Source organism: Streptomyces sp. NPDC091289 (genome assembly GCF_044757365.1).
Lineage (GTDB): Bacteria > Actinomycetota > Actinomycetes > Streptomycetales > Streptomycetaceae > Streptomyces.
The window spans coordinates 352700-377075 of record NZ_JBIVUT010000002.1 but is presented as its reverse complement, the minus strand read 5'-3'; the positions used below and the strand labels follow the sequence as shown (position 1 = coordinate 377075).

Here is a 24376-nt window from a genome sequence, read left to right as displayed (position 1 = left end):
GCAGCGGCCAGGGCGGGGTCGGGCGATGTGCGTGATGACGTACGCGCACCGCTCGCGCGCCCTGAACCCCCCGCACCCGTACCGCCGAAGACCTGCCGACCTCCCGGCCGCGCCCCCCTGACCACCAGCGGGACGCGAGTACCGGGCCAACGAGAGGAAAGCCTCCCGTGCCTGCCCCCCGTTCCACTGTTCGCCGTTCCATCGCCGCGGTAGCGGCCCTGCCGCTGCTCGCCCTGGCCGCCACCGCCTGCGGTTACGGCTCCGACGCCAAGGACGACGACGCCAAGGCGAACGTCTCCGCCGGAGGCAAGAAGCTCTCCGCGGACACCGTGAAGATCGGGTACTTCCCGAACCTCACGCACGCCACCGCCCTGGTCGGTATCCAGGAAGGCACCATCCAGAAGGAACTGGGCGGCACCAAGGTCGAGTCCACGACCTTCAACGCGGGCCCCTCCGAGATCGAGGCGCTGAACGCCGGGTCCATCGACATCGGCTTCATCGGCCCCTCCCCCTCGATCAACGCCTACACCAAGTCCCAGGGCAAGGGGCTGCGGATCATCTCCGGTTCGGCCTCCGGCGGCGTGAAGCTGGTCGTCAACCCGGACAAGATCAAGACCCTGGACGACCTCAAGGGCAAGAAGATCGCCACCCCGCAGCTCGGCAACACCCAGGACGTCGCCTTCCTCAACTGGATCTCCGAGAAGGGCTGGAAGGTCGACGCCCAGAGCGGCAAGGGCGACGTCTCCGTGGTCCGCTCGGACAACAAGGTGACGCCCGACGCCTACAAGTCCGGTGACCTGGACGGTGCTTGGGTGCCCGAGCCGACCGCCTCCAAGCTGGTCTCCGAGGGCGCGAAGGTGCTGCTCGACGAGACGGACCTGTGGCCGGACAAGAAGTTCGTGATCACGAACATCATCGTGTCGCAGAAGTTCCTCGAGGAGCACCCGGACGTGGTCGAGGCGGTGCTGAAGGGTTCGGTGTCCACCAACAAGTGGATCAACGCCAACCCGGAGGAGGCCAAGACGTCCGCCAACAAGGCGCTGGAGGCCCTGAGCGGCAAGCCGCTGCCCAAGGAGATCCTCGACCCGGCGTGGGAGTCCATCGAGATCACCGACGACCCGCTGGCCGAGACGCTCAAGACGCAGGCCGGTTACTCGGTGAAGTCCGGTCTGCTCAAGGACCCGAACCTCCAGGGCATCTACGACCTGGGCCCGCTGAACAAGATCCTCAAGGCCGAGGGTCAGCCCGAGGTCTCCGACGCCGGTATCGGCGTCAAGTAGCCCGCCCATCCCTACCAGGATCCAGGATTCCCAGGAGGTGACGACCATGGCGACCACCACCCTCACCAAGGCCGAGGACCGTACGACGGTCGAGCACGCCGCCCGTCTCGCGCACGTCTCCAAGTCCTTCGCCGGACCCACGGGTCAGCAGCTCGTCCTGGACGACATCACGCTCGATGTCGCTCCGGGCGAGTTCGTCACCCTCCTGGGAGCCTCCGGGTGCGGAAAGTCGACGCTGCTCAATCTGGTGGCCGGACTCGACCGCCCGTCCAAGGGGTCCATCGAGACCCCGGGCGGGCGGCCGGCCCTGATGTTCCAGGAGCACGCCCTCTTCCCGTGGCTGACCGCGGGCAAGAACATCGAACTGGCCCTGCGGCTGCGCGGGGTGCCGAAGTCGGAGCGCCGCACCGAGGCGGAGCGGCTGCTCGAACTCGTCCGGCTCGGCGGGGCGTACGGCAAGCGGGTGCACGAGCTGTCCGGCGGTATGCGACAGCGCGTGGCGATGGCCCGCGCACTCGCCCAGGACAGCCAACTGCTGCTGATGGACGAGCCGTTCGCGGCGCTCGACGCCATCACCCGCGATGTGCTGCACGACGAACTGACCCGGATCTGGCGGGAGACGAACGCCTCGGTCCTCTTCGTCACACACAACGTGCGCGAGGCCGTACGGCTCGCACAGCGCGTCATCCTGCTCTCGTCCCGGCCGGGCCGGATCGCCCGGGAGTGGACGGTCGACATCGAGCAGCCGCGCCGTATCGAGGACACCGCCGTGGCGGAGCTGTCCGTCGAGATCACCGAAGAACTGCGTGGGGAGATCCGCCGACATGGCCAGCACTGACATCACGTCCGACCGGAAGCGGCCGGGCGGGGCGGCGGCCGGACCGGTCGACGACGCGAAGCCCGACGATCTGGCGGGCCTGGAGGCCGGGCTCGACGCCCTGGACGCGGTGCAGATCCGCCGCACCCCGGTGCGCGAGGTCCTGCTGCGCAAGGTGTTGCCGCCGGCCGTGGCGGTGGCCCTGGTCCTGGTGGTCTGGGAGCTCCTGGTCCGCGCCCAGGTCACCGAGGTCTACAAGCTGCCGCCGCCGTCCGCGGTGTGGGACAGCGCGCGGGAGATGTGGCTCAAGGGCACGCTGCTGGAGGTCGTCTGGACCAGCGTCTCGCGCGGTCTGCTCGGCTTTCTGCTCGCGGTCGCCATCGGTACGCCGCTGGGGCTGCTGGTGGCCCGGGTGAAGCTGGTCCGGGCCGCGATCGGCCCGATCCTGTCCGGGCTCCAGTCGCTGCCCTCGGTGGCGTGGGTGGCCCCGGCGGTGATCTGGCTCGGTCTGAACGACCGGATGATGTTCGCGGTGATCCTGCTGGGTGCGGTGCCCTCGATCGCCAACGGGCTGGTCTCCGGCGTCGACCAGGTGCCGCCGCTGTTCCTCCGGGCGGGCCGCACGCTGGGCGCGACCGGGATCCGCGGGACGTGGCACATCGTGCTGCCGGCCGCGCTGCCCGGCTATCTGGCGGGCCTCAAGCAGGGCTGGGCGTTCTCCTGGCGTTCACTGATGGCCGCCGAGATCATCGCCTCCTCACCCGAACTGGGCCTGGGGCTCGGGCAGTTGCTGGAGAACGGCCGCAGCAACTTCGACATGCCCGGGGTCTTCCTCTCGATCCTGCTCATCCTGTTCGTCGGCATCGCGATCGACCTGCTGATCTTCAGTCCGCTGGAGCGGTGGGTGCTGCGCAGCCGCGGGCTCCTCGTCAAGAACTGAGTCACGTCATGTCCCGTCCCGTTCTCCTCGTCATCGCCCACGGCAGCCGCGACCCGCGGCACGCCGCGACCGTGCACGCGCTCACCGAGCGGGTACGGGCCGAGCGGCCGGGGCTGCGCGTGGAGACCGCGTTCCTGGAGTTCAACGCGCCGTCCGTGCCCCGGGTGCTGGAGCGCCTGGCCGCACAGGGCGCGGACGAGGTCGTCGCCCTCCCGCTGCTGCTCACCCGGGCGTTCCACGCCAAGGCCGATATCCCCTCGGTCCTGCGCGAGGCCCGCGCACGGCTGCCGCGGCTGCACATCCGGCAGGCCGATGTCCTCGGCCCGTCCCCGCTGCTCAACGCCACGCTGGGGCGGCGGCTGCGGGAGGCCGGGATCCGTCCCGGCGACCTCCCCCGGACCGGGCTCGTCCTGGCCTCGGCGGGATCCACAGACCCGGAGGCGATCGCAGTGATCGCTGAAATCGCGCGGGAGCTGCGGCACACCGGTTGGTGCGCCGTGCGGCCTGCGTTCGCCTCCGCACTCCTTCCCCGTACCGAGGACGCCGTACGGGCGCTGCGCGCCGACGGTGCGGAGCGGGTGGCGGTGGCCCCGTACGTCATCGCGCCCGGCCGGCTGCCCGACCGCATCGCGGCGGGCGCCGAGGCGGCCGGGGCGGATGTCCTGGCCGATGTGCTGGGCCCCGCCCCGGAGTTGGCGCGGCTGCTGCTGGACCGGTACGACGAGGCGCGGGTGACGGTGGGGGCCTCGCTGTCGGCGTGAGGGCCCGGGGGGCGCTCGCTCAGCCGATCAGTCCGGCGACCGCGCAGACGACGGCCCCGAGGGCCATGGTCTCCGCGCCCACCGACCAGGTGTAGCGCCGCTCCACCGCCGCGTAGCGCGGGGACGCTTTACGGGACCGGGGCGAGCCCGACCGGGCCGAGTTCGACCTGGCCGACCGTGACCGGGCCGTGCGGACATGGGCTTCCATGGTGTCGGCGCAGACGCTGGAGAAGTCGTGGAACAGGTCCCACAGAGACCCGCCCAGCCACCAGAAGTGGACCTCTTCCCCCGCGTGGGTCTCCAGGGCAAGCGGCGAGCGGCCCTCCGGGCGGATGAGCCGCTTCACGGCGGAGCAGGGCACGACGGTGTGACGCCACAGGCTGTGGCGGACGATCTCACCGGGGCGCAGCACCACCCTGACGAGGGACCACCGCCAGAAGACAGACGCGGTCACGAGGGCCAGTGCCCCTGCCAGGCCCCGCTCGGTGGCATCCAAGGCGGGGGGCGGGTCCAGGGTCACCACGAGGGCGAGAGAGACGAAGAGCACGGCCGTCACCCGGATGCAGCCGATCCGCGCCCAGCGCACCAGTTTGATGTGCCCCCGCCGATGAGACCGGTAGCTCCGCACACGCTGTACGAGCGGGGTCCCCGGCCCGTACCGGGCGCCCGGCCCCACTCCCCGCAGCCCCGCTCCCGTCGCCATGTCCACGATCCTAAGGACGGGCCGGCGCGGGCTCACCGGCGGCCCCGGCGGCTCAGTCGTAGGACAGGCCGCCGGACCGGGCGCGCTTGAGCTCGAAGAAGCCCGGGTGGTTGGCCAGCACCCGGAAGCTGTCGAAGAGTTCGGCGGCTTCCTCGCCGCGCGGGATCGCGTTCAGGACCGGTCCGAACCACACCGTGCCGTCGACGTGGATCGTCGGTGTACCCACGTACGCGCCCTGCTCCGGGTCCTTGCCCGCGTCGTGGCCGCGGGCGACCTCTTCGTCGTACGCCGTCGCGTGCGCGGCCTCCGCCAGCTCGGCGGGCAGCCCCAGTTCGGCGAGGGAGGCGGCGACGACCGCGTCGAAGTCCTCCTCCTTGTGCTGGTGGATGCGGGCGCCCAGGGCGGTGTAGAGGTCCCGCAGGATCCCGTCGCCGTGGGCGGCGGCCGCGGCGACGGCGACCCGGACCGGGCCGATCGACTTGTCGACGAGCTCGCGGTACCAGTCGGGCAGCTCGTTGCCCTCGTTGTGCAGGTACAGACTCATGGGGCGGAAGCGCAGGTCGATGTTCCGGTGCTGCTCGACCTCCAGCATCCAGCGGGAGGCGATCCAGGCGAACGGGCAGGCGGGGTCGAAGTAGAAGTCGACGGTGGTGGCGTGGCGGGTGCTCATGGTTCTCACCCTAGGGAGCGATTGGCTCGGGATCCTGGGCCAATCGGGCTCCGGTCCGGTGGGCCATTCGGCGCGGTGCGGCTGCCGGACCAGGCGCGCCACAAGGCGGCGTACGGGCCGTCCGCGTCGCGCAGTTCGTCGTGGGGGCCGCTCTCCACGACGCGGCCGGCCTCCAGCACGACGACCCGGTCGGCGGCGACGGCCTGGGTGAGGCGGTGGGCGACGACCAGGGCGGTACGGCCGGCGAGGGCGGCTTCGGCGGAGCGTTCCAGGAGGCGGGCGCCCGCGCTGCCCGCCTCGGCGGTCGCCTCGTCGAGGACGGCGAGGGCGGGGCCAGCCAGGACGAGCCGGGCGAGGGCGAGTTGCTGGGCGCGGGCGGGGTCGAGCCGGTGGCCGCCCTCGCCGACGACGGTGTCGAGCCCGTCGGGCAGTGCCTCGGCCCAGTCCAGGGCGTGCACCGTGGACAGGGCCTCGCGGAGGTCGGCGTCGGTGGCGTCGGGGCGGGCGAGCCGGAGGTCATCGGCGAGGGCGCCGGTGAAGACGTGGACCTCCTGGGTGACCAGGACGACCGAGGGTTCTCCGGCGCCGGCCGGTGCGGTGACCGTGCCCGCGGTGGGCTGCTGGACGCCCGCGACGATCCGGGCGAGGGTCGATTTTCCGGCCCCGCTGGTCCCGACGAGCGCGACGTGTTCGCCGGGCTTCAGGGTGAGGGAGACCTCGTGCAGCACGGGGCGGCCGGGCCCGTAGGCGTGGCTGACGGCGTGCACGGTGACGGCGGCCGCCTCGGGCCCGGTCCTCTGACGCGGTACGTCGGTGGGCTCCGCCGGCCCGGCGAGGTCGGTCACCCCGACCAGCCGGGCCAGTCCGGCCGCCGCCGACTGGGCGTCGTCGAGCAGCACGAGAGCGGCGTTGACGGGCCCGAAGAGGCTGTGGAAGTAGAGGGCGGCGGCCGTCGCCGTGCCGATGGAGACCGCGCCGTCGCCGACCAGGAGGAACCCGGTGATCAGGACGGCGGCCAGGCCGATGTACTCGGCGATGTGCAGCCGGCCGTAGAAGCCCAGCACCAGGTTGACGCTGCGCATGGTCAGGTCGACGGCCGTGCGCGAGCGTCCCGCGCTGCGCTCGGTGTGCTGCTGCTCCAGCCGGTGGCCGCGTACGGTCACGGCTCCGCCGATGGTCTCCAGGAGCTGTTGCTGCTGGGCCCCGTTGGCGACCCGCTGGTCGGCGTAGAGCGTGAGGGCCCGGCGTACGTACCAGCGGGCGGTGAGCAGTTGGACGGGGACGGCGAGGAGTGCGGCGAGCAGGAACCGTACGTCCAGGAGGGCCAGCGCGCCGAGGGTGAGGACGATCGCGAGGACGGAGCGGGCCATCTCGGGCAGCGCGGAGCGGACGGCCTCGGCGACCCGGGCGACGTCGCCGGTGACGCGGGCGGTGAGGTCTCCGGCCCCGGCGCGTTCGAGACGGTCGGCGGGGAGGTCGAGGGCGCGTTCGACGAACCGCTCGCGCAGCCGGGCCAGTACGGTCTCGCCGAGCCGGGCGACGCGGGTCAGCCCGATCGTCGTGGTGACGCCCTGGACGGCGGCGACGGCGACGAGGAGGACGACCGGGAGGGTCAGGTCGGCGGCGGGGCGGCCGTCGGCGACGATGTCGACGATCCGGCCCAGCAGCGGCTGGACGAGGAGGCCGACGGCGGTGGCCGCGACCAGGACGCCGATGCCGGTCAGGGCGAGGCCCCGGTCGGGGCGGATCAGCGCGCGCAGGGCGGCCCGGGTGCGGGCGGGGGTGGCGACGGGGAGCAGTTCGGCGCTGTCGTCCGCCGGGGGCGAGGGCGTGGTCATGTGAGCACCGCCGAGCGGTAGACGGGATGGTCGCGTACGAGGTCCTCGTGCGGGGCCTCGGCGGTGATCGTGCCGCCGTCGACGAGGACGACGCGGTCGGTCGCGGCGAGCAGGGCGGGGCTGCTGGTGACCAGGACGGTGGTGCGGCCGGTGCGGGCGCGGCGGATGCCGGCGGCGATCCGGGCCTCGGTCGCGGCGTCGACCGCGGTGGTCGGGTCGTGGACGACGAGGACGCTGCGGTCGGCGGCGAGCGCTCGGGCGAGGGCGACGCGCTGGCGCTGGCCGCCGGAGAGCGAGCTGCCGCGCTCGCCGATGCGGCCGCCGGTGCCGCCGGACAGGGCGGAGGCCACCTCGTCGACGGCGGCGGCGTCCATCGCGGGGCGTGGGTCGGCCCCGGCGGGGGCGGCGGCGGTGACGTTCTCCAGGAGGGAGCCGTCGAAGAGCTGGGCGTCGTGCTCGGCGACGAGCAGCGCGGAGCGCAGGGCGGCGGGGGCCAGTGCGGCAAGGGGGGTGCCGTCGAGTTCGACGCTGCCCCGGTCCGGGTCGCAGCGGCGGGCCAGGCAGTGCAGCAGGGTCTGGGCGTCGGCCGGGTCGGTGACGACGATGCCGAGGTGTTCCCCGGGGCGGACGGTCAGGTCCAGCGCGTCGAGTCCGGCGTGGCCGAGTCCGTTCAGGCGCAGTTCGCCGGGGGCGGGGTCGGCCGGTTCGGCGGTGCCGCCGGTGGTCTCGCCCGGGGCGGCCAGGACGTCGGCGATCCGGGCGGCGGAGGCGCGGCCCTTGGCCAGTTCGGCGCCGACCCGGGCGAGCCCGCTGATCGGGCCCGGCAGGAAGAGGGCGAGTCCGACGGCGGAGACGAGGGCGCCGAGGCCGATGGAGCCGCTGAGGACGAGGCGGCCGCCGACGAGGGCGACGAGCGCGATGAACGAGCCGGTGAGGGTGAGCATCAGGCCGGTCTGGAGGGCGGCGGCGCGGGCGGCGCGCACATTGGCCTCGCGGGAGGCCTGGCTGGTGGCGCGGTAGCGGTCGACGGCGGCGCGCTCGGCCCGCAGGCCCTTCAGTACGCGGACGCCGGCGACCAGGTCGGCCGCCACCCCGGAGGCGTGCGCGGCCTGTTCCTGTTCGGCTTCGCTGCGGTGCTCCAGGGGGCGGGCCAGGAAGTGGCCCAGCGCCATCAGGACCGGGGCGCCGATCAGGACGAGGAGCCCGAGGGGCAGGGAGGCGCGGAGCAGGAGCACCGCGCCCGCGACGACTCCCACGACGGCGGCGATGCCGAGGGTCAGGGCCATGTTGACGGCCCCCACCCGGCGGGCGTCCTCGGTGGCCACGTTCACCAGTGCGCCGGGCGGGCGGCCCGCCTCCGCGCCGCCGTGCGGGGCGAGGACCCGACGTACGACATCGAGGCGCAGTTGGTGGGCGGCCTGTTCGGCGGCGCGCTCACCGGCGCGGGCGCCGAAGCGGAAGCCGAGGGAGAGCAGGGTGTAGACGACGGCGAGGACCACCAGCCAGACGGCCAGCGCTCCCCCGTCGGGGCGGACCACGGCACGGTCGACGATCAGCCCGATGAGTACGGGGACGAGCGCCTCGCCGATCTGGTGGCAGGCGCCCAGCAGCGATCCGACGACGACGTCCCGCCGCTGCCCCGCGACGGCCCGTCGTAGGACACCGCGCCCGGCTGTATCAGCCCCCACTTCACCTGCTCCTCAGCCTGTCACCACCAGCGGAGGGGTGATTTTCGGACACCCGTCTCCAGCCAAACGAAGGCAAGGCTACCCCCGGGCCGCCGTTACGCCGAACAGGGCGCCCCTCTTCGTCGGTACGCTCTCCGGATGACCGGGGCCCGACACCACGGGCCGGACAACAGCGGGAAAGGCTACTGATGCGGGTCGAGTACGACGCCTCGACGCATATGGCGTACATCTACCTTGTCGACGGCATCGCCCCGGGAGAGGCCGTCCGGCAGGTACTCGCCGAGGACGACACGGCGGTACTCGACTACGACGCACACGGCCGGCTCCTGGGCATCGAGCTGTTCGACGCCACACGCCGGCTGCACCCGGAGCTGCTGGCCGGTGCGGAGAGGACCGACCGTGAGCCGCGTCCGCCGAGCACGTGATGCGGAGAACCGTGGGGCTCAGACCTCTGCGGAGGGGCCGGCGAACGGGTCGTCGAGGAGGTCGTCGCTGAACGGCGTCCCCTGGTGGAAGTAGAGCCGCCAGCCCTCCGGGGTCAGCCGCCACAGGGAGCTGCGGTGCGAGTGGATCCCCTTGGACTCCGTGTCGAAGGTGAGGTGCACCAGGTCGGCGCAGAGCTGCGTCCCCCGCATCCGGGAGGCGGTGAGCGGGCCGGGGCGCGGGGCGTCGTCGGCGGTGAGCGCGGCGATGATGCTCTCCCGGCTCCAGAGCCGGCCGCTGGTGCCGATCTCCCGGAACTCGGGGTGCAGCAGCGAGGCGAGGAGCTCGGCGGAGGCCCGTACGGCCGGGTCCAGCAGTCTGAGCTCCCCCTCGATGGCTGCGGCCACGGCGGGCGACGGCTCAGTCACGGGTCATCTCCACGAGCTTCTCCACGGTGTTCCAGTTACGGCTGGTGGCGGTGAGGCCTTTGACATGGCGGGGGCGTCCCAGCGCGACGGCCAGCTTGGAGCGGCCGAGCCCGTCGGGGGCGTACAGATACAGGCAGCGGTCGCCGAGCCGGAACTCCTCGGGCAGGAAGTCGGCCGCCGCCAGGTCCGCGAAGCGGTCCGCGTCCACGGGCCGGTCGTAGTAGGTGACGTGGAGCTGCTTGCCCTCCAGGTCGGCGGCGGGGAAGGGGCAGGCGTCGGCGACGGCCGCGAGATATCCGGCGTCGCGGACGAGGCAGTCGACGGAGAACCCGAACCGCCGGCGCAGGGCCTGTTCCAGGGCGGCGGCCAGCGCGTCCTCGTCGTCGCTGTCGCTCCGGAAGACGGCGTTGCCGCTCTGCAGGTAGGTGGCGATGCCGGTGTGTCCCAGCTCGGTGAGCACGGTACGCAGTTCGGGCATCGGGACCCTCTTGCTGCCGCTCACGTTGATCCCCCGCAGCAGCGCCGCGTACGTCATCGTCATGGCCACCCACCCTAGGGCATAAGGGGATCCGGGCGGCTGGGACGGACCGCGGGGGCGGGGCGTGATGCGGGCCGGTGCCGGCGCCGGCGCCGATCAGTGGACCAGGCCGTTCCGGTAGGCGTAGACGACGGCCTGGACCCGGTCGCGGAGGGCGAGTTTGGTGAGGATGCGGGAGACGAAGGTCTTGACGGTCTCCCGGCTGATCACCAGGGCCGCGGCGATCTCGGTGTTGGACAGGCCGTCGGCGATCAGGCGGAGGACCTCCAGTTCACGGGGGGTCAGCGGGGTTCCGCGGTCCGCTTCGGGCCGGGCGGGCCTGATCCGCGCGGCGTATCTGCCGACCAGCTTGCGCGTCACCTCGGGGTCCAGCAGGGCCGCGCCCGAGGCCACGGTCCGGATGCCGTGCAGCAGCCGGTCCGGCGGCGCGTCCTTGAGGAGGAAGCCGCTCGCTCCGGCGCGCAGCGCCTCGTAGACGTATGCGTCCAGGTTGAACGTCGTCACCACCAGGACCTTGACGGGGTGGTCCACCCCGGCTCCGGCCAGGATCCTGGTGGCGCCGATGCCGTCGAGGCCCGGCATGCGCAGGTCCATCACCACGACGTCGGGCCGTACCGTGCCGGCGAGGTCGACGGCGGCCTGACCGTCGCCGCACTCGCCGGCCACCTCCATGTCGGGCTGGGCGCCGATGATCGTCACCAGGCCCGTGCGGATCAGGGCCTGGTCGTCGCAGACCACGACCCGGATGGGGGCGGTCACGACGGACCACCGGCCACGGGGACGGACCTTGCCGCGGGGACGGACACCGCCACGGGGATGGACGCCCGCACCACGAACCGGCCGCCCGGCTCGCGGCCCGCGGTGAACTCGCCGCCGAGGGTGCCGACCACCCGTTCCCGCAGTCCGGCCAGGCCCCGTCCGCTTCCCCCGGGCGATCTTCCGCGAGGGCCGGAGGACCGGGTGCTGATCTCCACCGCTATCTCCTTCTCGCCGCGGCGGACCCGGACCGAGGTGTCGACGCCGTGGGCGTATTTGAGGGCGTTCGTCAGGGCCTCGCGCACGACCCGGTAGGCCACGAGCTCCGCGTCCCGGGCCGGCTCCGCGGCGGTGCCCTCCTCGGTGAACTCCACGGGCTGGCCCGCCCGGCGGGTCTGTTCGACGAGGTCGTGGAGCCGGCCGGGGCCCGGGTCCACCGCCTCCGGTCCATGGCCGGGGTCGAGCAGGTCGAGCATCTGCCGCAGATCGCCGATGGCCGCGCGTCCCGTGGCCGTGACGGAGGTCAGGGCCTCCTCCAGCCGGTCGGGCGCGGCGGTCAGATAGCGGGCCGCCTCCGCCTGCACGACCATCGCCGTCACATGGTGGGTGACCACGTCGTGCAGCTCGCGGGCGATCCGGGTGCGCTCCGCGGCCCGGGTCTCCTCCGCCACCCGACGCCGGTGCTCGGCCTGGGCGATCCGTGCGGACCGGAGCCGCGAACCGATCCACCACACCAGGGCGCACGCCAGGTAGAACACGACGAACTCGCTCGCGGGCTCGCCGGATCCGAGCCACGCGAGGGAGAGTGCCAGCGGGACGTAGGCGAGGGAGAGCCCGAGGGTGGTGGCGCGACGGTGCTCGTCCAGCCGCGATCCGACGCCGAGGAGCGCGAAGGCGAAGGCCGTGCCCGCCAGGGAGTGGTATCCGCGCAGCTGGTCGACGGCGAAGCCCGCCGACACCAGGGCGAGAACGGTCACGGGCCATCTGCGGCACACCGTCAGCGGAAGGCACTGCAGGGCGATGGCCGCCACGGCGAGCAGATCGTAGGGCCGGTCCGGCACTCCGCCGACCTGGGTGCCGTGGGTGTGGAACGCCGGTACGAACGAGGCGAGCAGCAGCAACGGCCCCAGCGCCACATACCAGTTGGTGACGTCGAACCGCTGCCACCGCCCGGCGGCCCAGCGCTGCCGGACCTGCTCCAGCACCCCGAGCCTCCCCGAATCAGTCATCGGGGGAGCCTAGTCGTTCGCGCCGGAGGCGGCCTGGCCGGCGACCCGCTGGACGGCGCCGGTGGCGAGGTCCGGGCGGTCGACGTGGATGTAGTGGCCGCTGCCGGGGGCGGTGCTGAGCTTGCTGTTGCCGGAGAGCCCGCGCCACTTCTTCTGGCCCGTGGACCACATGCGCTCCAGGGCGGGCCCGTAGTCGGGGACCTCCGCGTACTGGGACTCGTGCTGGAGGATCTCCACGGGCATGTCCCCGGCGGGGAGGACCTCGCCGTCCTCGATGACCAACTTCTCCTCGTTCTCGCCCTTGTTAGCCGCGATGGCCTGTGCCCGCACCTGTGCCGGAAGTCCGGTGGCGGATGCGGGGATCGTCCGGGAGATGTCGGCGGTCAGCGTCGGGATGGTGGCGTCCAGCAGGACGAGGCCCTTGATCCGGTCCTGGTGGCCGGGTGCGTAGCGGGCGGCGATGTGGCCGCCCAGTGAGTGTCCGGCCAGCACGACCGGGCGTTCACCGGCGAGCCGGTCGAGGACCGCGGTGAGGACCGCGGAGCTGTCGTCGAGGCTCTGGGGCCCGTCCGGCTTGTCGCTCGTGCCCTCGCCGAGCCGGTCGTAGGAGCAGACCCGGGACTTCTCGCTCAGGCTCTTGGTGAGCGGGGCCATGGTCTCCAGGCCGTCGCCGCCACCGGCCATCAGCAGGACGAGCGGTCCGTCGTGGGAGGCGTCGCCGGCGCAGGAGACGGTGACCGAACGGCCGTCGATCCGGATCTTCTTGGTGCCGGTGAACGGGTCGCCGAGGGAGGCTTCGGAGCGTGTTCCCCGCGCGTCCGGCTTGATGAATTCCTCGTAGCCGACCAGGCCCATGCCGCCCACCGTACAGACGACGGCGATGGCGGCGAGAGCCTTGAAGAGGGTGCGGAACACGGGGAAGCCTCCAGGGAACGTCGGTCGGATGCGGCCGGGACCCAGGGGCTGTCCTGTGGCGACAGACCCTGGGCGTCCCGGCTGATCAGAACGCTATGGAGATCCCGGCCCGAAAGCGTCACCCTCCGGTGGACACCTGGGCGTAGCTCTCGTGGGGGACACCCGCGCCGGGCCGTGCCCGGAAACGGCGCAGCCGCCGCGCCCCGTGGGGGAGAGCGCGGCGGCTGCTGTGCGCGGGGCCGGGCGGCGGGGGCGCGTGACCACCGCCGCCCGGCGTCCGGTCGGAACCGGGGTGTTACTCGACGACCTTGAGGAGCAGGTTCGGCGTGCCTTCGGTGGCGTTGCTGATGGCGTCCGGGGTGGCTCCCTCGGTGAGCGCCGCGGCGACGGCCTCCGGGGTCGCGTCCTGGTTGCCCGCCAGGTAGACGGCGGCCGCGCCGACGACGTGCGGGGTGGCCATGGACGTACCGGAGATGGTGTTGGTGCCGGTGTCGCTGTCGTTCCAGGTGGACGTGATGTCCGAGCCCGGGGCGTAGATGTCCACGATCGAGCCGTAGTTGGAGAACGACGACTGCTCGTCGTCCTCCGTGGACGAGGCGACGGTGATCGCCTCGGGGACGCGGGCGGGCGAACCCTGCCCGGCGTCGCTGGACTCGTTCCCGGCGGCCACACCGAAGGTGATGCCCGCGGCGATGGCCTTCTGGACCGCCTCGTCGAGGGCCGGGTCGGCCCCGCCGCCGAGGCTCATGTTGGCGACGGACGGGCCGTCGGCGTTGGCGGCGACCCAGTCGATCCCGGCGATGACCTGCTCGGTGGTGCCCGAGCCGTTGTCGTCCAGGACGCGGACGGCCACGATGTTCGCCTTCTTGGCGACGCCGTGCGCGGCCCCGGCTATGGTGCCCGCCACGTGGGTGCCGTGCCCGTTGCCGTCGTCGGCGTCGTCGTCGTTGTCCACGGCGTCGAAGCCCGAGGTGGCCCGGCCCTCGAAGTCCTCGTGGGTGACGCGGACACCGGTGTCGATGACGTACGCGGTGACGCCCTCGCCGGCGGAGTCCGGGTAGGTGTAGGCGTTGTCGCCCGCGGTCTCGGTCTGGTCGATGCGGTCCAGACCCCACGACGGCGGGTTGTCCTGGGTGGCGTCGATGGTGAACTTCTTGTTCTGCACCACCTTGGCGACGGCCGGGTCGGCGGCGAGGCGCTTGGCCTCGGTCTCCGAAAGGCCGCTGGCCGAGAAGCCGTTGATGCTGGAGGTGTAGTCGCGCTTGAGCTTGCCGCCGTACTCCTCGGCGAGCTTGGACTTGTCGGCCTTCTTCTCGTCCAGCATCACGATGTAGCTGCCGGACACCGCTGTCGCGGCGTCCGCACCGTAGATCGTGCCCATGGGAGCCGGTGCGGCTCCCGCGAACGAGGTTCCGAGAAGGGTGACTCCGGCGGCGGCCGCCACGGCGGTGATCGCGGCGGTGAGCTTGATGCGACGGGTGCGCTGGTGCTTGGCCATGAAGAGGGAGCTCCTCGTCATTCTTTGTGGGGGGATTGGCCCTCGGCCGGAAGATCTCCGGGGGCTGGCTCGAAACCCTGACCGATTGACGAGCACAGTTCAAGGCCTTCATGGAGGTGTGACTTGCTCAACAAGGTTTCGTAATAAGAAATCGGCCATGGCTGGTCACACGGGGCGCGGAAGGCCAACAGGCCCCCGACTCGCCCGGATCGGCCGCCGCCGAGCGGCTCCGAGCGGCCACCCCCACTCCGTATACCCCCTGCTCAGAGCCGCCATCGCGGCGTCGGACACCGCCCGCCCGGCCGTCGCCCGCACCCCACCGGGGGCCCCTGGGGCGGGTGTGACCATGCGTGAAGACCCGTGAAGACCCGTGAAGGTGTGCGCGCGAGGCGTGAACAGCTGGTCCCGGGTGTGAAATCGCGAGAACGTGCGTGCAGATGCGTCGACCGGACCCGACGCCACATCGGCTTCACAGAGCCGAAACAACGGCGTCCCGCCGCACGAAACCGCTGGCCGCGGCACATGGGGCGGGACGGATAACGTCCGGATATCAGTCAGGCGGATCCGCTCAGCGCGACAGCTCCGCCTCGATGAGGTCGGCGGCCCTCGGGGTGCCGCCCTCCCGCGCCATCCGCTCACTCAGGCGCCCGCACCGGGCGGCGACTTCGGGGTCGCCCACGAGGGCGAGCACGGCCTCGCGGAGGCTCGCGGCGTTCGCCTCCTCCATCGGCAGGTGCCGGGCCACGCCCAGCGACTGGAGCATGTCCGCGTTGCCGAACTGGTCGACGGCCTGCGGGACGGCGACCATCGGGGTGCCGGTGGCGAGCCCCTCCTGGCTGCCGCCCGCACCGGCGTGGGTGATGAAGGCGTCGGCCTGCTTGAGGACGGCCAGCTGCGGCACCCAGGTGCGTACCTCCACATTGCCGGGTACGTCTCCGAGTTCGGCGGGGTCGACGTGCGCGCCGATCTGGAGCACCACATGCCAGCCGGGCAGGTCGCCGAAGGCAGCGACGCACTCCCGGTAGAAGGCGGGCTGCTTGGTGAACGAGGAGCCCAGCGACACCAGCAGCACCTTCTCCGCACCGGCCGGCCGGGCCCACTCCCCCTGGTCCGCGCGGTCACCCTGGCAGGCGCCGACGAAGGTGTACATCTCACGGTTCACCCGGTCCGCGTTCGGCTGGAGCGCCTCGGGGATCAGGACGAGGCCGCGTCGCGGACGGGCCACGAAGTCGTCGCTGGAGACATGACCGAGGCCGTTCTCGGCGAGCCAGCCCGCGAAGCGCGCGTAGTACGCCTTGCCGCGTTCGGTCTGCTTCAGCTCGGCGGTCATGGGCTCCCCGACCTCCTCCTCGTATCCCTCCCAGGGGACCAGGTTGGGCCAGAGGGAGACGGCGGGGACGCCCCAGCGATGGGCGAGGACCCGGGCGGGATAGGAGGTGATGTCGTGCAGGACGAGGTCGGGTTCGTCGCCCGCGAAGGCCTCGACGAGCTGCGGGAGCGCCTGGATGGCGTCGTTCAGGAAGGGTTCGATGTTGTCGATCAGCTCGGTGCCCCAGGCTTCGGGGTCCTCGTCGGTCGGCAGGGTCGAGGTCCAGATCACGGGCTCGGCGCCGGTGGCGGCGACCTTCTCGGCGAAGGAGGCCGGGATGGCGTAGCTGACACGGTGTCCACGGTCGACGAGTTCGCGGATGACGTCGAGACTCGGGTTCACATGCCCGTGGGCGGCGATGGAGAACATAGCGATGTGGGCACGCGGGGATTCCGTCATGCCGCTCACCGTAAACGAGACGAGACGTCTCGTGCAACTTCTTTTCGGGCCGGGATCAGCGTTGGTAGCGGGCCAGCACCCGATTCCCGTCCTCCACCAGCCGTTTGCTCAGTTCGTCGGCGTCGATCGCGCCGCTGTAGTACTCCTGGAGCGCGGGGGTCGCCACCTTGTCCTTCCACTCCGGATAGCCCCGCACCGACTGGGCCGGGGCCGGCCGCAGCCCCTCGGCGAGCGCGGTGCCGACGGCCCAGCCGTGCTCGGCGGTACGCAGCGACGGATCGGCAAGCGCCTCGGTCCCGGTCGGCAGCATCCAGTCGCCGCGCGCCAGACGCACCATGTTCGGCGGCCGCAGCAGGAAGTCGATGAACGCGACGGCCTCCTTCTTGTGCGGACTGTCCTCGGCGACCGACAGCGTCTGCGGGCTGACGCCCTGGACCGCGCCGCCCGCACCGGCCGGCATCGGCAGCACGGTCCACTCGAACCCCTCGGGGGCCTGCTGGATGACCTGCTGGCGGTACGAGAACCCGAGCGGGAGCATCGCGTACCTGCCGCCGAAGAACCCGGGCAGCGCGTCCGACCCGCCCATGCCCAGCGCGCTGCGGGCCGCACTGCCGTCGGTGTTGACCTGGTCGTGGATGGTGCCGGTCACCACACCGTCGCCCGGCTCGAAGCGCAGGACCGCCTTGCCGTCGTCGTCGCGGTGGAAGAGCCGCCCGCCGCCGGAGAGGCCCAGGTTGAGGGTGACGGAGACCGGCTCCTTGAGCGGCCAGGCGATCCCGTACCGCCCCTTGCCGGTCAGCACCTTCGTCACCTGCCGGAACTCCGCCCAGCTCCAGGGGCGTTCCGGGGTCGGGACGCGGACGCCCGAGGCCTTCAGCTGCTTCGTGTTGGCGATCAGGACCCGGGGCTCCTGGAGGAAGGGCACCCCGTGGACGCCCTCGCCGAAGGTGGTGGTGCGCCAGGACTGCTCGGGGATGTCGGCCTTGAGCCGGTCGGGGAGGAAGGGGCGCAGGTCGGCGAGGTAGCCCCCGTACGCGAAGTCGGCCAGGTCGTCGGAGGCGTCGTGGATGACGTCGGGGGCCTCGCCGCCCTCGAAGGAGGTGAGCAGCTGGTCGTGGACGCTGTCCCAACTGCCCTGGACGTAGTCCACCTGGACGTCGGGGTGAGCGGCGTTCCACTCCTTCACCAACTGCTTGTTGGCGTCGACGGACTCCTTCTGCCAGGCCAGCGACTGGAACCGGAGCCGGATCGTGCCGTCCGGGTCCCGCCCGTCGCCGCCGTCGCCGGAGCAGCCGGTGAGCAGCAGGGCGAGTACGGCGAGCCCGGTCGCCGCCCGCCGGACCGTGGCGCGCATCAGTTCTTCACCGCCCCGGCCGTCATCCCGCCGGTGATCCGCCGCTGGATGAAGGCGAAGAGGACGAGGGAGGGCAGCGTGGCGAGGAAGGCGGCCGCGGCGAGCGGCCCGAGGTCGGCCACGCCCTCCGCGCCGAGGAAGTGGGTGAGGACGACCGGCAAGGTCTGCTTCTCCGGGGTCTTGAGCAGGACGAGGGCGAAGAAGAACTCGTTCCATGCGGTGATGAACGCGAACAGCGCGGTGGCGACGATCCCGGGAGCGAGCAGCGGGGCGACGACCGATACGAGGGTCCGCACCCGGCCCGCCCCGTCGACGGCGGCGGCCTCCTCCAGCTCGGTCGGCACGGCCCGTACATAACCGGCGAGCATCCACAGCGCGAAGGGCAGCGACCAGACGACGTAGACCAGGATCAGCCCCCACAGGGTGTTGATCAGATGCAGGTTCTTCAGGATCAGGAAGAGCGGAATGATCACCAGGACGAACGGGAACGCCTGGCTGACCACGACCCAGCCGGTCGCCGCGGTGGCGAGGCGGCCCCGGTGGCGGGCCATCACATAGGCCATCGGCGTCGCGATGACGACGGCGATCAGGGCGGCGGAGACGGCGGCGATCAGCGAATTGGCCGCGGCCTGGAGCAGCGGCTGCTCGTCGAAGGCCTGCCGGAAGTTGTCCAGGGTGGGCTGCTCGGGAATCCAGGTGGGGTGCAGCGAACCCAGTTCGCGGGCGGGCTTGAAGGCGGTCGAGATCAGCCACACGAACGGGAACGCGAGGAAGACCAGGTACGCCAGGAGGGCCAGGTACTGTGCGGCCCGCGCGGGCCGGCCGGTGCGCAGCCCGGTGGATTCGCGCCGCGCCGGCTTCCGCCACTTCGCTCCAGGCCTCATCGGTCCTCGCCTCCCCTGAGCCGGCCGACGAGGTGGACGGCGAGGAGCACGGAGATCACCGCGACCATCACACAGCCCATCGCCGCGGCGTAGCCGAACTGCCCGTAGCGGAAGGCCTCCTCGTAGGCGAAGAGCATCGGCAGTCTGGTCCGGCCGCCGGGTCCGCCGCTGGTCAGGACGTAGACCAGCGCGAAGGAGTTGAAGTTCCAGATCAGGTTGAGCGCCGAGATGGCGAGCGCGATCGGCTTCAGGGCCGGCCAGGTGACCGTACGGAAACGGCGCCAGGCGCCCGCTCCGTCCAGGGCCGCCGCCTCGTGGAGTTCGCGCGGGGTGTTCTGGAGCCCGGCGAGCAGGGCCACGGTGGTCTGCGGCATGCCCGCCCAGATGCCGACGAGGATCACGGCGGGCAGTGCGGTGGCCAGGCCGGTCAGCCAGTCCCGGCCGTCGCCGAGTCCGAGGTCGCGGATCGTCTCGTTGAGGATGCCCGCGTCCGGGTTGTAGACGAGTCGCCACATGATGCCGACGACGACCTCGGGCATCGCCCAGGGGATGATCGCCAGCGCCCGGGCCAGCCACCGCATCCGCAGATTCTGGTTGAGCAGGAGGGCGAGACCGAGCGCCAGGAGGAACTGCGGGACGGTGACGCCCACGGCCCAGAGCAGCCCGATCCGGAACGAGTCCCAGAACAGGGTGTCGTGCAGCAGATCCTGGAAGTTGAGGGTGCCGATCCACTGGGTGGAGCGGGTCCGGCCGGACTGCGCGTCGGTGAAGGCGAGGGCGATGCCGTAGAGGAGCGGGCCGACGCTGAGGATGAGGATCGGGATGAGCGCGGGAAGCACCAGGAACCAGGCGGCCCGGTCCCCGAACGCCTTGCGCTCCGGAGGGCCCGGACGCCCCGGACGCCAGGTGCTCCCTGGACGCCCACCCTCCCCGTCGCGCCCGCCCCGGCCTCCCTGCCCGTCCCGTCCGTTGTGCCCGCCGTCCGGGCCGTCCGGTCCGGACCGCTTCGTCGCGGTCACCGATGTCACGAAGAAGACCCCTCTGTCCCGTATAGCACCTGATGCGCCTGATGCACCTGGGGCGGACTTCATCCCGTTCCGGCTGCCCGGGAGGCCTCCGTCATCGTGCTGACGGGTCATCGGTTCGTCAAGGTGGCCTGCGGGGATGCAAAATCGCATCCATGGACGAGATGCGAGCGCGCGAGGTGCTCACGGCCGCCGGTTTCCCCGGCACGGCGGAGCTGCTCGCGCTGGGCGAGAACGCGGTCTTCGCCGCCGACGACCTGGTGATCAAGGTCGGCCGCGACGCCACCGGCCACCCCGAGCTCCGCAAGCGGGCCGAGCGGGAGGTGGCCCTCGCCGACTGGCTCGCCGCGTCCGGCGTCCCGGCCGTCCGCGCGGCCGAGCGGCGGCCCCGCCTGGTCGAGGGCCACCCCGTGACCCTGTGGCACCGCCTTCCCGACCCCGTACGCCCGGCCGAGCCGCGCGACCTCGCCCCGCTGCTCTCCCTGGTGCACGCGCTGCCCGCCCCGGCGGACCTCACCCTGCCGCGCCGTGAACTGCTGGGCGGTGTGGAGCGGTGGCTGAGCCTGGCCGGTGACGCGATCGACCCGGCGGACGCCGACTACCTCCGCGAGCGCCGCGACGGCTTCGCTACCGCGGCCGCCGCGCTCGTCCCGCATCTGCCGCCGGGCCCGATCCACGGCGACGCGCTCCCGCGCAACGTCCATGTCGGGCCCGACGGCCCGGTCCTGGTCGACCTGGAGACGTTCTCCACCGACCTCCGGGAACACGACCTGGTCGTCCTCGCCCTCTCCCGCGACCGCTACGGCCTGGATCCCGCGGCCTACGACGCCTTCACCACCGCGTACGGCTGGGACGTCCGGGAGTGGGAGGGGTGCGCGGTGCTGCGCGGCGCCCGCGAGACGGCCAGCTGCGCCTGGGTCTCCCAGCACGCCCCGGCCAACCCCAAGGCCCTCGCCGAATTCCGCCGCCGGGTGGCCTCGCTGCGCGACGGGGATCCGGCGGTGCGCTGGTATCCGTTCTAGCGGGCGCGACGGGCCTCGCCGTCCGCCCGCCACCCACGCTTCCCCAGGCAGATCCTCCCCGGTGTCCCTAATGTCGGAATCCAGCGGCACTCCATGACCGCGACCGCCGCTCCGCGACGCCGCAGGCGCCGGACCGGATGCGGCGGGAAAAGGCGATGCAGGCGAAGGGAAGTCCTGTCGTGGCGAAGGCATATCTGGTGGGCAGTGGGATCGCGTCCCTGGCGGCGGCCGCGTTCCTCATCCGGGAGGGAGGGTTCGCGGGCCGGGACATCATGATCCTGGAGGAACAGGACCGCGAGGGCGGCAGCCTGGACGCGGCGGGCACGCCCGAGACCGGCTACACGATGCGTGGCGGCCGGATGTTCGAGATCCACTTCGACTGCACGTACGACCTGCTCTCCTCGATCCCCTCGCTGGACGACCCGTCGAAATCGGTGACCGAGGACACGTTCGCCTTCCACGAGGACTTCGCCTGGGACGACCACGCCCGGCTGATCGACGCCGACGGGCGGATCATCGACGCGCACGCGATGACCTTCAGCGAACGCGACCGCCTCGAACTGATCACGTGCGCCTCCACGCCGGAGAGCCACCTCGACGGCAAGCGCATCTCCGACTGCTTCCACCCGGACTTCTTCACCACCAACTTCTGGGCCATGTGGTGCACCACGTTCGCGTTCGAGCCGTGGCACAGCGCGATCGAGTTCCGCCGCTACCTCAACCGCTTCGTCCACCTGTTCAAGACCTTCGACACCATGTCGGGGATCTACCGCACCCGGTTCAACCAGTTCGACTCCATCGTCCGGCCCCTCCTGCGGTGGCTCACCGACCAGGGCGTACGCGTCCAGCTCGGCACCCGGGTCAGCGACCTGCGACTGGCTCCGGGGGACGGCCTCACCGTGGAGACCATCACCTGGGACCGCGCCGGACAGTCCGAGGAGATCCCTCTCGACGCCGACGACCTGGTCATGGTGACGAACGGGTCGATGACTGCCAACTCCACCCTGGGATCCACCACCGCCGCCCCCGTGCTGGACACCGCGTCCCCCAGTGGTGCGTGGCAGTTGTGGGAGACCCTCGCGGCGCGGCACCCCGGCCTGGGCAACCCGGCCGTCTTCGACTCCACCCCGCAGGACTCCACCTGGGAGTCGTTCACCGTCACCACGCAGGACCCCCTCTTCTTCCAGCAGATGGAGAAACTCAGCGGCAGCGAGGCGGGCAAGGGCGGATTGATCACCTTCAAGGACTCCAGCTGGCTGCTGACGATCGTCCTCAACCATCAGCCGCACTTCCGCGAGCAGCCGGAGGGCACCTTCGTCTGGTGGGGCTATGCCCTGTTCCCGGACAGGGAAGGCGACTTCGTCAGGAAGCCGATGGCGCAGTGCACCGGCCGCGAGATTCTGGACGAGGTCCTGCAGCACCTGCGCCTGGAGGAACGGGCACGGCTCCTGGACGAGGCGATCGTGATCCCGGCGCTCATGCCCTACATCACCAGCCAGTTCCTGGTCCGTAGGGCGGGGGACCGTCCGCAGGTCGTGCCCGACGGCTCCACCAACCTCGCGTTCATCGGCCAGTACGCCGAGGTGCCCGACGACGTCGTGTTCACCGTCGAGTACTCCGTGCGCACCGCCTGGACCGCCGTCGCCCAGCTGCTCGGCCTGGACAGGCGGCCGCCGCCCGTCTACCGGGGCAAGCACAACCCCAAGGTCCTCGTCGAGGCCCTGGAAACCCTCCACCGGCGTTAGGGAAGGCCCGGCGCGGGTCGAACAGGTGACGCGCCGTAGGCCGTACGGAGGAACCTCCGCGCGTCGGCGATAGAGAAGAAGCCCCGCTGTGCAGGCCTTCCGGTACGGGCACGGTTACCGCACAGCAAGCACTCGGGGCACCCTGCGTCGAGGCCACGCCCGTGATGGAGGATGGTCATGCGTTCCATATCAGTGCTCACGGGTCTCGCGGTCGCCGGCGCCGCCCTGGTGATGTCGGCCTCCGCGGCCCAGGCCGTGTCGCCGAGCTGCCAGAAGGCACTGGACGACGCGGAGATCACTCAGCGCAACGCGGACACGGTGAAGGCGGACCCGAAGGCGTCGGCGGCCGACAAGAAGGCGGCCGTGGACGAGGCCAACAGGGCGGCGTCCACGGCCCAGCGGTTCTGCGACTCCACGGACCCGGCGGTGCGGGGCGCGGTCAAGGCCGGCCTGGGCGGTACCCAGGGCAGCACGAGCCCCGCCGAACTGGCCGCCGGGTCCGCCGTCCTCGCCGCGGGCGCGGCCGGCGCCGTGGTGATGATCCGCCGTCGCGCGTCGGCCGGCCGGCCCTGACCGTCCGCTCCGACGTCTCCCGTGCGCAGGCTTCCCGATCCCGCCCGCGCACGGGGGCGTGCGGCTCCCGAGGGTGTCCGTGAGGATCTCGTATCGCCATGACGAACCAGTCCCAGGCCGGGGGCGCCCGGCAGTGGCCCAGAGCCGTGCTCGTCGGCATCGTCGTGCTCACCGGCGTACGCATGATCATCGACAGCACCGGTGGGACGGACGGCCCGCCCCGCCCCTCGGCGGTGGACACGGCCGGGTCAGCGGCGGGTGCGGTGACCGAGCCCTCCGCGCGGTCCCTGCCACCGTCACGGCCCACCCGGATCCGGATCCCGGAGATCGGCGTCGACGCTCCGCTGAGCGGGCTGGGCCGGGAGGCGGGCCACGAACTCCAGGTCCCGCCGCCCGAGAACAGCAATCTCGCCGGCTGGGACAGGGCCGGTGTCACCCCGGGCAGCACCGGCACTTCGGTCATCACCGGGCACGCAGACACGTCCACCGGCCCGGCCGTGTTCTACGGCCTCGGTTCGCTCGGCACGGGCGCCCGGGTCAGCGTCACACGCGCCGACGGGCGCATCGCCGACTTCACGGTCTACGCGCTCGACGCGTACGAGAAGGACGCGTTCCCCAGCGAGGGCGTCTACCGGCACACCACCCGCGCCGAACTACGGCTGATCACCTGCGGTGGCGACTACACCGAGAAGGACGGCTACTCGGCCAACACCGTGGCGTACGCCTACCTCACCCGTGTGCGCTGACGGACGGGCGCGACGCCGCCGGCCGGCGGCTCAGCGACTGCGCGGGATCAGCGGCCAGGACGGCTCGACGACCGCCGCCGGGTCCGCCGTGCGGCGCAGGTAGGCCTGGAGCGAGGCCGACTGCTCGGCGGCGGCCCGGATCTGAAGGGCGTGCAGCTCCGTCGGCGGCAGGGTGCCGACGGGCCGGTGGCGCTCTCCCATCCGGCGCACCACGCGCACGGCGGCCACCGCGTCGGCGCTCGCGTCGTGCGCTCCGTCGAGCGTGACCCCGTAGTGGTCGCACAGCGCCTGGAGGGCCCGCTTGCCCTTGCGGTACTTGTCGACATGCTTGTCGATCACCAGCGGGTCGATGACGGGCGAGGGCGCCCCGCCGACCCGGTCCTCGACCGACGGCAGCCCGTACCTGCGGCATTCGCGGTCCAGCAGCGAGAGGTCGTAGCGCGCGTTCATCACCACCAGCGGGGTGCCCGAGCGCAGCACGTCGGCGACCGCGTGGGCGATCTCCTCGACCGCGGAGGCGGCCCGCGCCCCGTGCTTGCGGGCGTGGTCGGTGCCGATGCCGTGGATCGCGGAGGCCTGCTCCGGTATGGCCACCCCCGGGTCGAGCAGCCAGGTCCGCTGCTCGGCGACCGTCCCGTCCGGCTCCAGCCGGACGAGTGCGGCGGTGACGATCCGGTCGTTCTCGACGTCGGTCCCCGTCGTCTCCAGGTCGAAGCCGACCAGTGTGCCCTGGTGCCAGCTCATCCCGATACCTCCTTCGTGGCGCTCCCCCGTG

23 protein-coding genes and 1 pseudogene are annotated in these 24376 nt (G+C 72.2%); 9 read left to right on the top strand and 15 right to left on the bottom strand.

The window, feature by feature from the left end:
• The first annotated feature begins 167 nt into the window (after nucleotides 1-167).
• From ACIQPT_RS03730 to ACIQPT_RS03715, 4 genes are read left to right on the top strand one after another with little or no spacing between them, the layout of a single operon-like run.
• Nucleotides 168-1280: an aliphatic sulfonate ABC transporter substrate-binding protein gene (locus tag ACIQPT_RS03730; RefSeq protein ID WP_401152353.1), complete on the top strand. Its 1113-nt coding sequence runs from the start codon at nucleotides 168-170 to the stop codon at nucleotides 1278-1280.
• 46 nt (nucleotides 1281-1326) lie between these two features.
• Nucleotides 1327-2118 carry an ABC transporter ATP-binding protein gene (locus tag ACIQPT_RS03725; protein WP_401152350.1) on the top strand — a complete coding sequence of 264 codons (792 nt, stop codon included), beginning with the start codon at nucleotides 1327-1329 and terminating at the stop codon, nucleotides 2116-2118.
• Nucleotides 2105-3037 carry an ABC transporter permease gene (locus ACIQPT_RS03720; protein WP_401152347.1) on the top strand — a complete coding sequence of 311 codons (933 nt, stop codon included), beginning with the start codon at nucleotides 2105-2107 and terminating at the stop codon, nucleotides 3035-3037. The genes ACIQPT_RS03725 and ACIQPT_RS03720 overlap by 14 nt, the downstream gene beginning before the upstream one ends.
• Before the next feature lie 8 nt (nucleotides 3038-3045).
• Entirely contained in the window at nucleotides 3046-3798 is a 753-nt protein-coding gene (locus tag ACIQPT_RS03715) for a sirohydrochlorin chelatase (protein WP_401152345.1), read from the top strand.
• A 19-nt stretch (nucleotides 3799-3817) separates the two neighbouring features.
• On the opposite strand, the gene ACIQPT_RS03710 is transcribed toward ACIQPT_RS03715, so the two are convergent.
• The 4 genes from ACIQPT_RS03710 to ACIQPT_RS03695 are packed head-to-tail and all read right to left on the bottom strand — an operon-like array spanning nucleotide 3818 to nucleotide 8697.
• A complete protein-coding gene (locus ACIQPT_RS03710) occupies nucleotides 3818-4501 on the bottom strand; it encodes a hypothetical protein (RefSeq protein ID WP_401152343.1) in 684 nt (227 codons plus the stop codon).
• Between the two features lie 52 nt (nucleotides 4502-4553).
• The gene (locus tag ACIQPT_RS03705; protein WP_401152340.1) at nucleotides 4554-5171 is read right to left on the bottom strand and encodes a DsbA family protein; all 618 of its coding nucleotides are present in this window, start codon (nucleotides 5169-5171) and stop codon (nucleotides 4554-4556) included.
• A 5-nt stretch (nucleotides 5172-5176) separates the two neighbouring features.
• A complete protein-coding gene (locus ACIQPT_RS03700) occupies nucleotides 5177-7009 on the bottom strand; it encodes an ABC transporter ATP-binding protein (protein WP_401152337.1) in 1833 nt (610 codons plus the stop codon).
• Nucleotides 7006-8697: an ABC transporter ATP-binding protein gene (locus tag ACIQPT_RS03695; RefSeq protein ID WP_401152334.1), complete on the bottom strand. Its 1692-nt coding sequence runs from the start codon at nucleotides 8695-8697 to the stop codon at nucleotides 7006-7008. Before ACIQPT_RS03695 ends, ACIQPT_RS03700 begins: the two co-directional genes overlap by 4 nt.
• Nucleotides 8698-8885: 188 nt before the next feature.
• On the opposite strand from ACIQPT_RS03695, the gene ACIQPT_RS03690 reads away from it, so the two are divergent.
• Nucleotides 8886-9122, top strand: a complete 237-nt coding sequence (locus ACIQPT_RS03690) for a DUF2283 domain-containing protein (RefSeq protein ID WP_401152331.1) — start codon at nucleotides 8886-8888, stop codon at nucleotides 9120-9122.
• 18 nt (nucleotides 9123-9140) lie between these two features.
• Here ACIQPT_RS03690 and ACIQPT_RS03685 read toward each other — a convergent pair whose 3' ends face one another.
• From ACIQPT_RS03685 to ACIQPT_RS03640, 10 genes and pseudogenes are all read right to left on the bottom strand, one after another.
• A complete protein-coding gene (locus ACIQPT_RS03685; protein WP_401152329.1) occupies nucleotides 9141-9548 on the bottom strand; it encodes a DUF4440 domain-containing protein in 408 nt (135 codons plus the stop codon).
• Nucleotides 9541-10089: a DUF1697 domain-containing protein gene (locus tag ACIQPT_RS03680; protein ID WP_401152327.1), complete on the bottom strand. Its 549-nt coding sequence runs from the start codon at nucleotides 10087-10089 to the stop codon at nucleotides 9541-9543. The genes ACIQPT_RS03685 and ACIQPT_RS03680 overlap by 8 nt, the downstream gene beginning before the upstream one ends.
• 93 nt (nucleotides 10090-10182) lie before the next feature.
• Complete coding sequence (locus ACIQPT_RS03675) at nucleotides 10183-10845, bottom strand: response regulator (protein ID WP_401152324.1); 663 nt, start codon at nucleotides 10843-10845, stop codon at nucleotides 10183-10185.
• Nucleotides 10842-12071, bottom strand: a complete 1230-nt coding sequence (locus tag ACIQPT_RS03670; protein WP_401152321.1) for a sensor histidine kinase — start codon at nucleotides 12069-12071, stop codon at nucleotides 10842-10844. Before ACIQPT_RS03670 ends, ACIQPT_RS03675 begins: the two co-directional genes overlap by 4 nt.
• A 9-nt stretch (nucleotides 12072-12080) precedes the next feature.
• Nucleotides 12081-12986, bottom strand: a complete 906-nt coding sequence (locus ACIQPT_RS03665) for an alpha/beta fold hydrolase (RefSeq protein WP_401152319.1) — start codon at nucleotides 12984-12986, stop codon at nucleotides 12081-12083.
• 295 nt (nucleotides 12987-13281) lie between these two features.
• Complete coding sequence (locus tag ACIQPT_RS03660; RefSeq protein ID WP_401152316.1) at nucleotides 13282-14484, bottom strand: S8 family serine peptidase; 1203 nt, start codon at nucleotides 14482-14484, stop codon at nucleotides 13282-13284.
• 568 nt (nucleotides 14485-15052) lie between these two features.
• Nucleotides 15053-16289, bottom strand: a pseudogene (gene mgt, locus ACIQPT_RS03655) (macrolide-inactivating glycosyltransferase).
• A gap of 18 nt (nucleotides 16290-16307) precedes the next feature.
• The gene (locus ACIQPT_RS03650; protein WP_401152314.1) at nucleotides 16308-17606 is read right to left on the bottom strand and encodes an ABC transporter substrate-binding protein; all 1299 of its coding nucleotides are present in this window, start codon (nucleotides 17604-17606) and stop codon (nucleotides 16308-16310) included.
• Complete coding sequence (locus ACIQPT_RS03645; protein WP_401152312.1) at nucleotides 17606-18490, bottom strand: carbohydrate ABC transporter permease; 885 nt, start codon at nucleotides 18488-18490, stop codon at nucleotides 17606-17608. Before ACIQPT_RS03645 ends, ACIQPT_RS03650 begins: the two co-directional genes overlap by 1 nt.
• Nucleotides 18487-19518: a carbohydrate ABC transporter permease gene (locus ACIQPT_RS03640; protein WP_401152310.1), complete on the bottom strand. Its 1032-nt coding sequence runs from the start codon at nucleotides 19516-19518 to the stop codon at nucleotides 18487-18489. The genes ACIQPT_RS03645 and ACIQPT_RS03640 overlap by 4 nt, the downstream gene beginning before the upstream one ends.
• Before the next feature lie 152 nt (nucleotides 19519-19670).
• On the opposite strand from ACIQPT_RS03640, the gene ACIQPT_RS03635 reads away from it, so the two are divergent.
• From ACIQPT_RS03635 to ACIQPT_RS03620, 4 genes are all read left to right on the top strand, one after another.
• On the top strand, nucleotides 19671-20537 hold the full coding sequence (locus ACIQPT_RS03635; RefSeq protein WP_401152307.1) for a phosphotransferase enzyme family protein: 867 nt from the start codon (nucleotides 19671-19673) through the stop codon (nucleotides 20535-20537).
• A gap of 179 nt (nucleotides 20538-20716) precedes the next feature.
• Nucleotides 20717-22282, top strand: coding sequence for an oleate hydratase (locus ACIQPT_RS03630; protein WP_401152304.1), 1566 nt, complete (start codon nucleotides 20717-20719; stop codon nucleotides 22280-22282).
• A 177-nt stretch (nucleotides 22283-22459) separates the two neighbouring features.
• On the top strand, nucleotides 22460-22855 hold the full coding sequence (locus ACIQPT_RS03625; protein ID WP_401152302.1) for a hypothetical protein: 396 nt from the start codon (nucleotides 22460-22462) through the stop codon (nucleotides 22853-22855).
• Between the two features lie 98 nt (nucleotides 22856-22953).
• Complete coding sequence (locus ACIQPT_RS03620) at nucleotides 22954-23601, top strand: class F sortase (RefSeq protein ID WP_401152300.1); 648 nt, start codon at nucleotides 22954-22956, stop codon at nucleotides 23599-23601.
• Between the two features lie 30 nt (nucleotides 23602-23631).
• On the opposite strand, the gene ACIQPT_RS03615 is transcribed toward ACIQPT_RS03620, so the two are convergent.
• Nucleotides 23632-24345 carry a 3'-5' exonuclease gene (locus tag ACIQPT_RS03615; protein WP_401152297.1) on the bottom strand — a complete coding sequence of 238 codons (714 nt, stop codon included), beginning with the start codon at nucleotides 24343-24345 and terminating at the stop codon, nucleotides 23632-23634.
• Nucleotides 24346-24376: the final 31 nt, after the last annotated feature.